This is a genomic window from Actinocrispum sp. NPDC049592 (assembly GCF_040675465.1).
Classification (GTDB): Bacteria; Actinomycetota; Actinomycetes; order Mycobacteriales; family Pseudonocardiaceae; genus Kibdelosporangium.
The window spans coordinates 425,432-438,139 of sequence record NZ_JBFAPA010000005.1 but is presented as its reverse complement, the minus strand read 5'-3'; the positions used below and the strand labels follow the sequence as shown (position 1 = coordinate 438,139).

General features: G+C 69.9%; 13 protein-coding genes and 2 pseudogenes. 11 read left to right on the top strand and 4 right to left on the bottom strand.

Features of this window, described 5'->3' with window-relative positions; all coding sequences use genetic code 11:
- The first annotated feature begins 6 nt into the window (after positions 1 to 6).
- On the top strand, positions 7 to 579 hold the full coding sequence (locus AB0J95_RS16710; RefSeq protein ID WP_364757907.1) for an antibiotic biosynthesis monooxygenase: 573 nt from the start codon (positions 7 to 9) through the stop codon (positions 577 to 579).
- 131 nt (positions 580 to 710) lie between these two features.
- Positions 711 to 1,304, top strand: coding sequence for a UdgX family uracil-DNA binding protein (locus AB0J95_RS16705; protein WP_364757905.1), 594 nt, complete (start codon positions 711 to 713; stop codon positions 1,302 to 1,304).
- Here AB0J95_RS16705 and AB0J95_RS16700 read toward each other — a convergent pair.
- Entirely contained in the window at positions 1,288 to 1,695 is a 408-nt protein-coding gene (locus AB0J95_RS16700) for a ChaB family protein (RefSeq protein ID WP_364757903.1), read from the bottom strand. The genes AB0J95_RS16705 and AB0J95_RS16700 overlap by 17 nt on opposite strands.
- A 109-nt stretch (positions 1,696 to 1,804) precedes the next feature.
- On the opposite strand from AB0J95_RS16700, the gene AB0J95_RS16695 reads away from it, so the two are divergent.
- Positions 1,805 to 2,815 (top strand): hypothetical protein, encoded by a 1,011-nt coding sequence (locus tag AB0J95_RS16695; protein WP_364757901.1) that lies wholly within the window; start codon positions 1,805 to 1,807, stop codon positions 2,813 to 2,815.
- Between the two features lie 134 nt (positions 2,816 to 2,949).
- Positions 2,950 to 3,783: pseudogene (locus AB0J95_RS16690) on the top strand (glycosyltransferase); the annotation flags it as partial.
- A gap of 85 nt (positions 3,784 to 3,868) precedes the next feature.
- On the opposite strand, the gene AB0J95_RS16685 reads toward AB0J95_RS16690, so the two are convergent.
- Positions 3,869 to 4,363: a DUF6328 family protein gene (locus AB0J95_RS16685; protein WP_364757900.1), complete on the bottom strand. Its 495-nt coding sequence runs from the start codon at positions 4,361 to 4,363 to the stop codon at positions 3,869 to 3,871.
- A gap of 374 nt (positions 4,364 to 4,737) precedes the next feature.
- On the opposite strand from AB0J95_RS16685, the gene AB0J95_RS16680 reads away from it, so the two are divergent.
- The 3 genes and pseudogenes from AB0J95_RS16680 to AB0J95_RS16670 form a co-directional block, all read left to right on the top strand.
- A complete protein-coding gene (locus AB0J95_RS16680; RefSeq protein WP_364757898.1) occupies positions 4,738 to 5,295 on the top strand; it encodes a hemerythrin domain-containing protein in 558 nt (185 codons plus the stop codon).
- Positions 5,296 to 5,324: 29 nt separating this feature from the next.
- Positions 5,325 to 5,849: a DUF1360 domain-containing protein gene (locus AB0J95_RS16675; protein ID WP_364757897.1), complete on the top strand. Its 525-nt coding sequence runs from the start codon at positions 5,325 to 5,327 to the stop codon at positions 5,847 to 5,849.
- Between the two features lie 7 nt (positions 5,850 to 5,856).
- Positions 5,857 to 6,949: pseudogene (locus AB0J95_RS16670) on the top strand (ornithine decarboxylase); the annotation flags it as partial.
- 22 nt (positions 6,950 to 6,971) lie between these two features.
- Here AB0J95_RS16670 and AB0J95_RS16665 read toward each other — a convergent pair.
- Positions 6,972 to 7,148 (bottom strand): hypothetical protein, encoded by a 177-nt coding sequence (locus tag AB0J95_RS16665; protein WP_364757895.1) that lies wholly within the window; start codon positions 7,146 to 7,148, stop codon positions 6,972 to 6,974.
- A 205-nt stretch (positions 7,149 to 7,353) separates the two neighbouring features.
- Between AB0J95_RS16665 and AB0J95_RS16660 the strand changes: the two genes are divergently transcribed.
- The 4 genes from AB0J95_RS16660 (at position 7,354) to AB0J95_RS16645 (ending at position 11,971) form a co-directional block, all read left to right on the top strand.
- Positions 7,354 to 8,568: an STAS domain-containing protein gene (locus tag AB0J95_RS16660; RefSeq protein WP_364757893.1), complete on the top strand. Its 1,215-nt coding sequence runs from the start codon at positions 7,354 to 7,356 to the stop codon at positions 8,566 to 8,568.
- Between the two features lie 70 nt (positions 8,569 to 8,638).
- Complete coding sequence (locus tag AB0J95_RS16655; RefSeq protein ID WP_364757891.1) at positions 8,639 to 9,658, top strand: chemotaxis protein CheB; 1,020 nt, start codon at positions 8,639 to 8,641, stop codon at positions 9,656 to 9,658.
- On the top strand, positions 9,655 to 10,134 hold the full coding sequence (locus tag AB0J95_RS16650) for a hypothetical protein (protein WP_364757889.1): 480 nt from the start codon (positions 9,655 to 9,657) through the stop codon (positions 10,132 to 10,134). Before AB0J95_RS16655 ends, AB0J95_RS16650 begins: the two co-directional genes overlap by 4 nt.
- Positions 10,115 to 11,971, top strand: a complete 1,857-nt coding sequence (locus AB0J95_RS16645; RefSeq protein ID WP_364757887.1) for a CheR family methyltransferase — start codon at positions 10,115 to 10,117, stop codon at positions 11,969 to 11,971. Before AB0J95_RS16650 ends, AB0J95_RS16645 begins: the two co-directional genes overlap by 20 nt.
- On the opposite strand, the gene AB0J95_RS16640 is transcribed toward AB0J95_RS16645, so the two are convergent.
- Positions 11,968 to 12,702, bottom strand: a complete 735-nt coding sequence (locus AB0J95_RS16640; RefSeq protein WP_364757885.1) for a hypothetical protein — start codon at positions 12,700 to 12,702, stop codon at positions 11,968 to 11,970. The two genes, AB0J95_RS16645 and AB0J95_RS16640, sit on opposite strands and share 4 nt — an antisense overlap.
- Between the last annotated feature and the right edge of the window lie 6 nt (positions 12,703 to 12,708).

The following is a 12,708-nucleotide window of genomic DNA, read 5'->3' as shown; positions in this document are numbered from 1 at the left end:
GTGATCATGACGAACTCGAACGAGGTCGCGGAGCGCACCGGGCATCCAGAGGAACCGGTCACCACGATCTTCAGCTGGCGGGCGAAACCCGGTCACGTCGACGAGTTCGCCGAATGGGCCAAGGGAGCGACCGCTGAGGCCGCCAGGTATCCGGGGAACCTGGCGGCGACCGTCGTGCACAACGAAGGCAGCCGGGACTTCCATGTGGTGCACCAGTTCCAGACCCGGCGCGAGCTGCGTGACTGGCTGGACTCGGACGAGCGCGAGCGGTGGTTGCGTCATGCCCGGACCATGGCCGCGGACCGGACCGCGGTGCAGCACCGCACGGGGCTGGAGACCTGGTTCCACGTGCCGTCCGAGGCGGCCGCGACCATGCGCCCACCGCCCCGGTGGAAGATGTGGCTGATCTCCCTGGTCGCGGTGTACCCGTTGGTGGTGGCGTTCCAGGCGTTCCTCGCCCCGCTCACGGCGTCGTGGCCGCTGCTGCTGCGGTCGGCTTTGTTCCCGATTGTCCTGTTGACGACGATGACGTACGTCGTAATGCCTGCTGTGACACGGTTGTTGCGCCGATGGTTGTGACGGCGGCCACTGGGTAGCCCCTAAGGAAAGAGAAAGGGGCGAGCGATGCCCACAGTGGAGATCGTTGAGCAACAAGAAGTCGAGGTCTTCGACGACGAGGAGCTGGAACCGACTATTGTGCGGGGCCGGGAATGAGCCTTGCCGAACTGCGCGATGCGGCGGCCGGCTGCCGCAACTGCGGTCTGTACAAGGATGCGACGCAGACCGTGTTCGGCCAGGGACCGTCGCACGCGCGGATCGTGATGGTCGGGGAGCAGCCGGGCGACCAGGAGGACAAGGCCGGGGAGCCGTTCGTCGGACCCGCCGGGCGGATCCTGGACAAGGCGCTGGCCGAGGCCGGGATCGACCGGTCCACCGTGTACCTGACGAACGCGGTGAAGCACTTCAAGTTCAAGCCCGCCGAGCGGGGCAAGCGCCGTATCCACCAGCAGCCCAACCGGACCGAAGTGGTCGCCTGTCAGCCGTGGCTGCTCGGTGAGCTGTCCGAAGTGGAACCCGAGCTGGTGGTCTGCCTCGGTGCGGTCGCGGCGAAATCCCTGCTCGGTGCCTCGTTCCGGCTGACCCAGCACCGTGGCGAGATCATGGACCTGCCGGACACGAAATCGAAGGTGACCGCGACGACGCACCCTTCGGCGGTGCTGCGCGCGGAGAACCGCGACGAAGTCTACAAAGGACTCGTCGCGGATCTCGTCACCGCCCGCCGGTCCCTCAAGAACGCGCCTTAGCCGTTGCCCGGTCGTTCGCCTTCTGGATCGCTTTGGCGAGCTCGTCCTTCGACATCGACGAGCGCCCCCGCACGCCGAGCTTCTTGGCCAGTTCGTAGAGGTGTTGCTTGCTGGCGTTGGTGTCCACGCCCCCGGCCGTCTCACGGACCTGCTTGGCGCCGACCCCGCGCGCGGCCTGCTCGTCGGACGGGCCTCGTCTCCCGCCTTCCTTGCGTTCCCAGTGGTCGCCGACCTTCTCGTACGAGTGCTTCAGCGCCGCGAACGCCGTGCGGTGCGCGCGTTCACCCTCGCCATAGGTCTCGATCGCCGAGTCGTGTGCCTTGACCCAGGTGTCCTGCGCGTGTTTGGGCGAGCGACGCACCGTACTGGGCATGCTTTCCCTGCCTGGCATGGCCGTTGCCTCCTCTGGTGACATCCCGTAGTCGGCTACCCGTTTTCCCGGCTCGCACACTTCCCGATCCGCAGGGTGTGACCCGCGCGACCCGGGGTATCTGGGCGGGATGAGACTTGCCGTGCTGGACATCGGATCGAACTCGGCCCAACTGCAAGTGGTCGACGTGGCCGCGGGTGCGCCGCCATTACCCGCGCACGCCGTCAAGGAACCGACGCTGCTGGCCGAGGAGATCCGGTCGGACGGCACGTTGAGCGAGACCGGGATCCAGCGGGTGACCTGCGCGGTGGCCAACGCCGTGCAGGCGGCCGCCCGTCTTGGGGTCGGGCAGCTCTACCCGTTCGTCACCGCGGCGATCCGGGACGCGGTCAACCGCGAGGAGGTCATCGACCGGATCCACGCGGGGTCCGGGATCCGGCCGCAGTACCTGACCGGTGAGGAAGAGGCCACGCTGACCTACTTCGCCGCCCACCGCTGGTACGGCTGGTCGTCGAGCCCGATGCTGCTGATGGACATCGGCGGCGGGTCGATGGAACTGGTCCTGGGCCGGGATGTGCTGCCGGAGCTGGCGATCTCGCTGCCGCTGGGCGCGGGCCGGCTGACCCGCGAGTTCCTGGCCGCCGACCCACCGGCGCGCAAGCAGCTCAAGGCGTTGGGCAGGCACGTCCGCAGCACCCTGTCGGAGGTACTGGACCGGCTGCGCTGGGAAGGCAAGCCCCGGCACGTGGTGGCGACCTCGAAGACGTTCAAGCAACTGGCCCGGCTCAACGGCGCGGCGTCCCAACGCAAAGGTCCGTTCGTCCGGCGCACCCTGAAGCTGGCGGACCTGCGTGAGTCGATCCCCAAGCTCGCCGCGGTCTCGGCCAGCGAGCGGGCCGGACTCCGTGGTGTGGCACGGTCACGCGCCCGGCAGATCGTCGCCGGAGCCGTGCTGGCGGAGGCGACCATGACGGCGCTGGACATCCAGGCCGTGGACATCTGCCCATGGGCGCTGCGAGAAGGCATCCTGTTGCGTCACCTCGAGGACGTGACCGCGCTGCCCGCGTTGCCGCTGCAACCGTTGACACGCAACGACGGAGCCACCGTGCACCAGTTGCAGCCCGCGGGTATGGGCGGCTGACGGTACCCGAGCGGGGTTTGGCTAAACCACAACGGCGTTGAGGAACACGGTCCGTAGCGGTGACGTGCTCCAGAACGCCTTCTGGTTACCCAAGGTAGTCGCGATGGTGGGCTGGTTTGCCGTCCTGGGCGCCGGAAATCTCGGTCTGCGAGCTGTACACCCGGAGGGACGCGCCGGGCCTGCCCGACCAGGTCACCACACCGCGGGGATACCGGGTGGTGCACGTCGACGCGGGCCCGGCGAAGCAGGTGTCCAAGGACGAACTGCTGCAGTACATGGGCGACTTCGCCGTCGGGCTGAGGCGCCTGTGGCAGGACCGGCGCCCGGAAGTCGTCCATGCGCACTTCTGGATGTCCGGGCTGGCCTCGGCACCCGCCGCGCACGGCAGTTGATCTCCGTTGTGCCGTCGGGCGTGGACGTCGATCTGTTCACTGTGGACGGACCCGCGCGCAGGCGCGGCAGCCCCCACCGGATCGTCTCGGTCGGGCAACCGGGTCCCGGCAGGGGGTTCGAGACGATCGTCGCGGCCCTGCCCGCGCTGCCCGGCACCGAGCTGGTGATCGCGGGCGGCCCGCCGGCCAACCGGCTCCGGCTCGACCCGGAGGCATGAACCTGCTGCGGCTGGCCGAGAACCTCGGTGTGGCCGGTCAAGTCCGGCTGCTCGGGCCGGTGCCGCGTGCGGACATGCCGCGGCTGCTGCGATCGGCTGACGTGGTGGTGTGCACACCGTGGCACGAGTCGTTCGGCATCGTCGCCCTGGAGGCGATGGCCTGCGGCCGTCCGGTGGTCGCGTCGGCCGTCGGTGGGCTGGTCGACACGGTGGTGGACGGCGTGACGGGATCGCATGTCCCGCCTCGGTCCCCGCGGGCGTTGGCCGGTGCGCTGCGGCGGTTGCTGGACGACGAGCTGACCCGGACCGCCTACGGCCTGGCCGCACGGGATCGCGCTACGCCTGGGACCGGGCGGCCCCGCAGATCGCCCCTGTGCACAACGCGCGATCAGCACTCAGCACAGACCACGACTGGTGACGAAGGGTTCATGAGGGTCCGGCGGTCATCCACCCGGGACGTCGTCGACGCGTTCCGCCGCCGGGCCCTCGGCCCGCTCCCGGCCGGGCCAGATGAACCACAGCACCGCGAAACCGGCGGCCACGAGGGCGGCGACCAGGATCGGCACCCAGCCGCCGATGACCACCTCGCAGATCAGCAGCACCGTGCCCGCCATCGCGACGGCGAGGCAGGCCAGCCCGACGATGGCCATCTTGGTGGCGGTGCTGATGATCTGCCGGCGGCGGCCGTGCCGGAACAGCACCCGGTGCCAGGCCGCGGGCGCGGTGAGCAGGGCGGTGGCCGCGGTGGCGAACAGGACCGTGATGAGGTGGGTGATGTGCACGTAGTCGTCGGCCCGCGCGTAGCGGTCGGTGAACGCGATGGACAGCAGGAAGCCGAACAAGATCTGCACGCCGGCCTGCGCCACCCGTAGTTCCTGGAGCAGTTCGCCCAGGTTGCGGGCCAGTTGCTGCTGTTCCGACTCTTCGGCGTCACTCACCCGATGCAGGTACCCAGCCGGCGCGTGGCTCAACTCACCCGTGCTGGTCGAGTTCGTCGTGGTGGGAGGCCAGGTCGACCAGCTTGACGTTGACGTCGGCCAGCTCGGTGGTGTGGCTGTTGGCGACGGCGAGCGAGGCGTGGGTGGCCAGCAGCAGCGCGGCCTCCCGGTCGGCTCGAGGTCATCAGCGGGAGCGCCTGTCGCCCAGGTACGGGTCTCACCGTCAGCTCGTCCGTCATTGCCTCCCCCGACCTCGTCCTCCTGTCTGTCCAGCCAGCGACAGGTAGCTGTCCGCGTCCAAGATCAAAGATCGGCGCTGTTTGCCCGTCTTCGCGCCGGGTATCTCGGCCGCGACGGCAACACAGGGAGTAGCCATGAGTGAGAATCTCGTCGACGTGATCGTCGCCGACCACCGCGAGGTGGAGCGGATGTTCGAGGAACTGGAGAGCGGGCAGGGCACCCCCGGCCACCGCAAGGAGCTGGCCGACCACGTCGTCACCGAGCTGGTGCGCCACTCGGTGGCCGAGGAAATGTACATGTACCCCGCGGCGCGCAAGGCGCTGCCGGACGGTGACGAGATCGCCGACCACGAGATCGAGGAGCACGCCGAGGCCGAACGGGTGATGAAGGGCCTGGAGGACATGCCCGCCACCGACCCGAGGTTCGACGAGCTGGTCCGGCGGCTGATCAAGGACGTGCGGCACCACATCAAGGAAGAGGAGGAGAACCTGCTGCCCCGGCTGGCCCAGGCCTGCTCCGCGGAGGATCTGGAGGACCTGGGCCGGAAGGTGACGAACGCCAAGAAGATCGCGCCGACCCGGCCGCATCCCGGCGCCCCGGACAAGCCGCCGGCCAACCGCATCCTCGCGCCGGGCGCCGGCCTGATCGACCGCATGCGGGATCACATGAGCGGGCGGCACACCGGAAGTTGAGCCGGGTTCCCGCTGGGTACTCCGGGCAGATGCGAACCACAGACCGAGTCCGTGAGACCTTTGCCCGGATACGCAAGCAGTACGGAGCCGATCAGCCACTGCGCGGGTACGCGACGGTGCTGGGCGTCTACAGCGGTGTGGTCGGCGCGTTGACCGTCGCCGGGCACGCGGCCGGGACGCGCCTGCCCGAACGGTTCGGCCTCGGTGACACGGTGCTGCTGAGCGTCGCGACCCACAAGGCCAGCCGGCTGCTGGCCAAGGACGCCGTCGCCAGCCCGCTGCGGGCGCCGTTCGCGCGGTACGAGGAGTCCGCGGGGGAGGGCGAGCTCAACGAGTCGGTCCGCGGGCACGGCGTCCAGCACGCCGCCGGTGAGCTGCTGACCTGCCCCTTCTGCCTCGCGGTGTGGATCGCGACCGGGCTGACCGCCGGAATGGTCTTCCAGCCCAGGTTCACCCGCCTGGTCGCCACCGTCCTGACCGCCGTCGCCGCGTCGGACGTGCTGCAGTTCGCCTACGACGGTGCCAAGCAGGCGCTGGAGAAGGTCTCGGGTTGATCACCGGGCCGTGGGCGCCGACCACACCTTCTTCTCGACCTGCGGGAGCTCCCTGTCGGTCAAGAGCGCGATGCTGGCCGTCGCCGGACCGCACGAGAAGCTCCTGGTGGCGCGGCAGTCGCACAAGTCGGTGATCTCGGGGCTGATCCTCAGCGGTGTCGAACCGGTGTGGGTGCGCCCGTCCTGGGACGCCGAACGGCACCTGTCCCACCCACCCGGCGCGGACGCGGTGCGGGCCGCGTTCGAGGCCGAGCCCGAGGCGAAGGGCATGCTGCTCGTCACGCCGACGGACTACGGCACCTGCGGGGACATCACCGCGGTCCGGGAGGTGTGCCACGAGTTCCGTGTTCCACCTGCAGGGTGACCGGGTCGATCCCACCGTGCTCGAGGCACAGGAGGACCTGCTCGGCACGACCAGCCCGACCTCGCTGGTGTACGCCACTTTGGACGGCTGGCGCAGGCAGATGGTCGAGTACGGGCACCAGTTGCTGGACGCGGCGCTCGCGCTGGCCAAGTCGGTGCGTGCCCGCATCGACGACCTGCCCGGCCTGCGGGTGATGGCGGAGGAGTTCGTCGGGCCGGGCGCTGCCTCCTCGTTCGACCCGCTCAAGATCGTCATCGACCTCGACGAGCTGGGCATCAGCGGGTACCAGGCAGCGGACTGGTTGCGCGAACACCAGAAGGTCGCGGTCGGCCTGGCCGACCACCGCCGGATCGTCGCCCAGCTGACCTACGCCGACGACGAGCACACCGGCGACATCCTGGTACGAGCGGTGAAGGCCTTGCTGGACGCGGACTTCCCGCGGCCACCGCGGGTCGATCTGCCGTCACCGGACGAACTGGCGCTGGAGACGGCGATGCTGCCGCGTGACGCGTTCTTCGGCCGCACCGAACAGGTCGCCGCCGCGGACGCGCCCGGCCGGATCTCGGCCGAGATGATCACGCCCTACCCGCCGGGAGCGCCCGCGGTGCTGCCCGGCGAGGTGATCACCCGCGAGATCCTGGACTACGTGCGCAGCGGCCACAACGCGGGCATGCAGCTCCCAGACCCGGCCGACTCGGAGCTGGACTCCATCCGGGTGGTGGCCCGCGACTTGTGACCACCACCCGGATGCCGGTGGCTCAGGCGCCTGAGCCACCGGTCGGGTCGGACGGTTCGCGATCGGGATCGGCCTTGCGCCGGCCCGGTTTCTCGGTCTCCTCGCGGTACTCGTCGACCTGCTGAGGGGTGGGATCGGGGCCCACGGCGTCGGCGAAGTCCTCCGGGTCCTCGAAGTCCTCTGGATGCGGTTCGGTCATGTCCGTCTCCTTGTCGTGCTCCACCGGGTTCACGCCCGGATGGCTACCCGAAGCTCCGGCCGCTACGCACGAGCCGCGGCATTGTGTGCCGGCCGGGGAGACGGGTAGTCCTGAGCACGGAGCCCGTCGCTGGGAGCGTTGGAGCACTCTGGTCCGTCCTCCAGCGCGGCGCTCCGGAAACCTCGTCGTCCGCAGAAAGGGCGCGATGGAACCGACCAGGACACCCATCACGAAGCGCGACAGCCAGGGTCACGAGCTGTCCATCAAGCCGGGCGCGGGCAACCCTGCCGACGGCACCGTCGTGCTGCGGATCCAGGGTCCGATCTCGGCGGAGACCAGCCGCGCGCTGGACCACTACCTGCGGGCGAGGCTGCCGCCGGAGTACACGCACGTCGCCTTGGACCTCAGCGCCACCACGCTGCTCACCGCCGCGGGCGTGCGGGTTCTCACCGAGCACGCCCGCCGGCTGGTCGCGAGGGGGCGCAGGTTCTCGCTCGTCGCCCCCAACTCGCATGTCATGGGCATCCTGAACCTCACCAGCGCCAGCAGCGTCGTCAAGGTGTACGACACGGTGTCCCTCGCGATCGTCGACGCCCGCAAGTCGGCCCCCGCGGTCGCGGGCGAGCCTGGGCCTGCGGCAGCCCGTTCCGCCGGCCCCGAGCACGTCCTGGGCCTGCGGATGGCCCTGCACACCAAACCGGCGATCACCCAGGCCGCGGGCCTGCTGCAGGGCCGGTACGGGCTCGGCGAGAACCAGGCGTTCCAGCTGCTCGGCGACAGCGCGCAGCGGCACGGCCTCACCGTGCACCACCTGGCGCAGGCCGTGCTGGCGACTCCGGCACCCGGCCGGGGCGCCGAATGGTTCCCGGGCCGCAGGCGGCGGCCGGAGCCGTTCGTGACCTTCTGCGCCCGGCCACCGGGCGACCGCGGCGACCACGCCGCGATGATGGCCGCGTTCTTCAGCACCGTGCTGAGGTACTTCGCCACCGCCAGGGGCGCGTTGCACCTGACCGAAGCGTCCGGCCGGCCGATGTGGCTGGACCGGCGGCAGGGCCTGTCCGCCCGCGTCGCCTACCACCTGGTGGAACCGCACCGCGACTGTCAGCCGGTGGCGCTCGCTCTCACCGGCCGAAGACGGGTGATCGTCACCGACATCCTCGCGTACACGTCGATTCCCGTGGCCGCGCGCAGCGTGCTGGCCGATTCTGGGCTCCGGGCCATGCACAGCACGCCGATGGTGAGCGCGGGCGGCGAGTGCTTCGGGGCGATCACCGCGTTCCACACCGAGCCGGGACACGAGCCGACCGGGATCCAGTGCGCCAAGACGGATCACGCCGCGGCCGAGGTGGCCGAGTGGCTGGCGTGGCACCGGGAAACCCTCGTGAAGGACGCGCTCGAGGACCTGCACAGCGGCGGGTGACCAGGGGCGGCTTGCTTGGCTACCTACGCTGGGACGGGGGAACTGCGTTGCTATCGAGAAGGTGGTCGGCATGACGCCGCAGCACCGTGACCTGGTCGTGATCGGCGCTTCGGCGGGCGGCGTGGAGGCGTTGAAGGCACTTGTGGCCGGGATCCCGCCGGACCTGCCTGCCGCGGTGGTGGTGGTGCTGCACCTGCCCGCTGGCGGCACCAGCGCGCTGGCACAGATCCTGCGCCGGTTCGGTCCGCTGCCGGCGGTCACCGCGGCGAGCGGGATGCCGATCGCGCGGGGCAAGGTCTATGTCGCGCCGCCGGACCACCACCTGCTCGTGCTGGAAGACCAGCTGGTGCTGTCGCACGGACCCACCGAGAACGGTCACCGGCCGGCGATCAACGCGCTGTTCCGGTCGGCCGCGGTGGCCTTCGGGCCGCGGGTGACCGGCATGCTGCTGTCCGGCGTCCTCGACGACGGGGTGGCCGGGCTGGTGGCGATCCGCGACCGCGGCGGGCGGACCATCGTGCAGGACCCGCGGGACGCGCTTTACCCGGGCATGCCGACGAGTGCCTTGTCGCACCTGACTCCCGACCACGTGCTCACGACGAGCCAGATGGGCGACGTGCTGCTGAAGCTGGCCCGTGAGGAGGTCGACGCCGGCGAATCCCCGCCCGCCCCGGCGGGAATGAGCCTGGAGAACGGGATCGCTCTCGACGAGCACCATCGCGCGGCGGATTATCAGGCGGAGGGAATGGGCGAGCACAGCGGACTGACCTGCCCGGACTGCCAGGGTTCGCTGAGCGAGCTCGCTGCCGGGAACGGCTGGTTCCGCTGCCGGGTGGGCCATGCCTGGTCGGAGGAGGCACTGCTGAGCGCGCAGGGCGACGTTTTCGAGCGCGCGTTGTGGACGGCCCTGCGGTCACTGGACGAGAAAGCGAGCCTGTCGCTGAAGATGCGGGACGCCGCGATCGAACGAGGCAACTTCCGCACCGCCGAGCGGTACGCCCTGACCGCCGAGGAGGCCACCGAGGCCGCCGATGTGCTGCGCGGACGGCTTACCGCGGTCACGACCCGGCCGGTGGCCGACGAGGCATGACCAGGTCGCGGGGTGAGCTGCTCGGGCGAGTCGAGGGAGCGACCGTCGTGCACCCGGCCGGCACCCTGGACGCGGTGACCTACGCCCACCTGCGGGACACCCCTGCTCAAGTGCGCCGCCGAGCAGCCGTCGGCGTTGCTGGTGCGGCTCGACGACCTGATCCTTCCCTCGGTGCACGCGCTGACGGTGTTCGCGTCGGTGGCGATCCGGATCGCCGAGTGGAGCTGCTCGGGACGCTGCTGAGCGTCGCCGTCGCCGACGACGGTCCGCGCCCGCCGGTACTGCGCGAACGTGTCGAGGGCGGAGTGGCGCCCGACGGCCTGCTCGCCGTCGCCGAACTGGCCACGGCTTGGGGTTGCATGCCCCCACGCGACGGCGGCGAGATCGTGTGGGCCACCCTCCGGCAACTCGCGCCGTTGGTCGTCCGGCGCTATCACGGGCGTAGCGTGCGCAGCTGTGGATGCGTTGCCTCCTGAAGCCGTCAGTCAGTTCGAGGCGGTGCTCGCCTATCTGAAGGAGACCCGCGGGTTCGACTTCACCGGGTACAAGCGCACCAGCCTGGCCCGCCGCGTGCTGCACCGGATGACGCAGGTCGGGATGAGCGACTTCGGCGAGTACATCGACCTGCTGCAGGTGAACTCCGAGGAGTTCGGCGCGCTGTTCAACACCATCCTGATCAACGTCACCAGCTTCTTCCGCGACCGCGAGGCCTGGGAGCACCTGCGCGAGGAGATCGTGCCGTCGATGCTGGCCGAACGCGGGCCGGACGACCCGATCCGGATCTGGAGCGCGGGCTGCGCGTCCGGCCAGGAGGCCTACAGCCTGGCCATGGTGTTCGCCGACGCGCTCGGCGCGGACATGTTCCGCCAGCGGGTGAAGATCTACGCCACCGACGTGGACGACGACGCGCTGTCCCAGGCACGCCAGGCTTCGTACCAGCAGAACGAGCTGACCAACCTGACCGAGGAACAGATCGACCAGTACTTCGAGCCGCAGGGCAACCGGTACGTGTTCCGCAAGGACCTTCGCCGCTCGGTCATCTTCGGCCGCAACGACCTGGTCCAGGACGCGCCGATCTCCCGGATCGACCTGCTGGTCTGCCGCAACACGCTGATGTACTTCAACGCCGAGACGCAGGCCAAGATCCTCGGCCGGTTCCACTTCGCGCTGGCCAAGCGCGGGCTGCTGTTCCTCGGCAAGGCTGAGATGCTGTTGTCGCACAGCCGGATCTTCGACCCGCTCGACCTCAAGCGGCGGATCTTCCGCAAGACGCCAGGCACTCCCATCGGCCTCGGGCACCTGGTGACCCAGGGCCTCGTATACGACCGCCACGGCGAGGTGGGAGGCTTGGACGAACTGCGTGAGCACGCCTTCTCGGCGAGCCCGGTCGCACAGGTGGTGGTGACCGGCGAGGACATCGTCGCGCTGATCAACCAGCCGGCCGAGGTGATCTTCGGGCTGTCCCCGCGCGACATCGGCCGCCCGCTGCGCGACCTGGACATCTCGTACCGGCCGGTGGAGCTGCGCGCGTTCGTCGAGCAGGCCCGGGTGGAACGCCGCGCGCTGCGGATCAAGGACGTGGAGTGGCAGCGGCCGCCGGGCGAGTCGGTGTGGTTCGAGATCCACGTCAACCCACTGGTCAACTCCGACAACGGCCTGCTGGGCGTGTCGATCGTGTTCCATGACGTCAGCGCGGCCCGGAAGCTGCTGGACGAGCTGGAGCACACCAACCGCCAGCTCGAGTCCGCCTACGAGGAGCTGCAGTCCACCAACGAGGAGCTGGAGACCAGGAACGAGGAACTTCAGTCCACTGTGGAAGAGCTGGAGACCACCAACGAGGAGCTCCAGTCGACCAACGAGGAACTGGAGACGATGAACGAGGAGCTCCAGTCCGCCAACGACGAGCTGCAGGCGATCAACGACACCCTGCGCGAGCGCAGCGCCGAGCTGGACGAGGTGAACGACTTCCTCGAGTCGATCCTGACCTCGGTGCGCTCCGGGATCGTGGTGGTGGACCAGGAGATGCGCGTGCTGGTGTGGAACCGCGGCGCGGAGGACCTGTGGGGCCTGCGCCGGGAGGAGGCGGCCGGCGAGCACCTGCTCAACCTTGACATCGGCCTGCCGGTGAGCGAGCTGCGGTCATCGGTGCGCACCGCGATGGCCGACTCCGGCCACGAGGACGTGCTCACCCTCGACGCGGTGAACCGCAAGGGCCGCCAGACCACCATCCGCGTGGTGATCGGCGCCCTGCGCAGCCCGGGCGGGTCGACCGAGGGCGCCATCCTGGTGATGGAACCGGCGGAGATGGTCTAGGGCTGGCCCAGGACGGCCCAGACGACCTTGCCGTCGTTGAGGTGCGGGGTGCAGCCCCAATGGCGGGACAGGCCCGCGACGATGCGCAGGCCGTTGCCCCACGGCTCGAACCCGATCCGCTCACGCAGCACCGCGGGGGCGGGGCTTTCGTCGCACACGGCGATGGTCAGCATCCGCCTGCGCAGCTCCAGCCGGACCTGGCAGCCGCCGCTGTGCGTGTGGGCGTTGACGTTGTCGACCAGTTCGTTGACCACCGCCAGCGCGTCGGTGGTCAGGTCGTACAGCTCCCACCGTTCACACGTCTCCCACACGAACAAACGGGCCATGTGGGAGCTGTCCGGGTCGGCGGCCAGCTCCAGAACGGCCCTGCGCCGCGCGGGCGGCAGGCCGGACTTGGCCAGTGCCGCCGCGACCGTCGGGTAGTCCGGGACGTAGCGGCTGATCGTGCCCCGCAGCTGCGACCGCACGTGCTCGTCCTCGGTTACGAGCAGGATCGGCACCCCTGGCCATTCACTGACCCGCATCCACACCGACGAGAACACCGTCAGTGCGCTCTGGCTGCTGATCCGCAGGTCGTGCAGGTCGACCACGAGCGCGTCCGGCTGCTCCACGGCGAGTTTGATCAGCGCGTCCCGCAGTTCGCGGTAGGTCCGGCTGTCGAGGACCCCCTCCGGGCGGGCGACACAGCATCCGCCCTGCATGGTGCTAGGGACCTCCACGGGGCCGCTCACCGCCGC

Bases quoted from the DNA above. Each gene is read 5' to 3' on its own strand.
- AB0J95_RS16695 (WP_364757901.1), top strand. From the start codon at position 1,805: ATGAGACTTGCCGTGCTGGACATCGGATCGAACTCGGCCCAACTGCAA.
- AB0J95_RS16655 (WP_364757891.1), top strand. From the start codon at position 8,639: ATGACGCCGCAGCACCGTGACCTGGTCGTGATCGGCGCTTCGGCGGGC.
- AB0J95_RS16675 (WP_364757897.1), top strand. From the start codon at position 5,325: ATGCGAACCACAGACCGAGTCCGTGAGACCTTTGCCCGGATACGCAAG.
- AB0J95_RS16650 (WP_364757889.1), top strand. From the start codon at position 9,655: ATGACCAGGTCGCGGGGTGAGCTGCTCGGGCGAGTCGAGGGAGCGACC.
- AB0J95_RS16665 (WP_364757895.1), bottom strand. From the start codon at position 7,148: ATGACCGAACCGCATCCAGAGGACTTCGAGGACCCGGAGGACTTCGCC.
- AB0J95_RS16680 (WP_364757898.1), top strand. From the start codon at position 4,738: ATGAGTGAGAATCTCGTCGACGTGATCGTCGCCGACCACCGCGAGGTG.
- AB0J95_RS16660 (WP_364757893.1), top strand. From the start codon at position 7,354: ATGGAACCGACCAGGACACCCATCACGAAGCGCGACAGCCAGGGTCAC.
- AB0J95_RS16705 (WP_364757905.1), top strand. From the start codon at position 711: ATGAGCCTTGCCGAACTGCGCGATGCGGCGGCCGGCTGCCGCAACTGC.
- AB0J95_RS16700 (WP_364757903.1), bottom strand. From the start codon at position 1,695: ATGCCAGGCAGGGAAAGCATGCCCAGTACGGTGCGTCGCTCGCCCAAA.
- AB0J95_RS16710 (WP_364757907.1), top strand. From the start codon at position 7: ATGACGAACTCGAACGAGGTCGCGGAGCGCACCGGGCATCCAGAGGAA.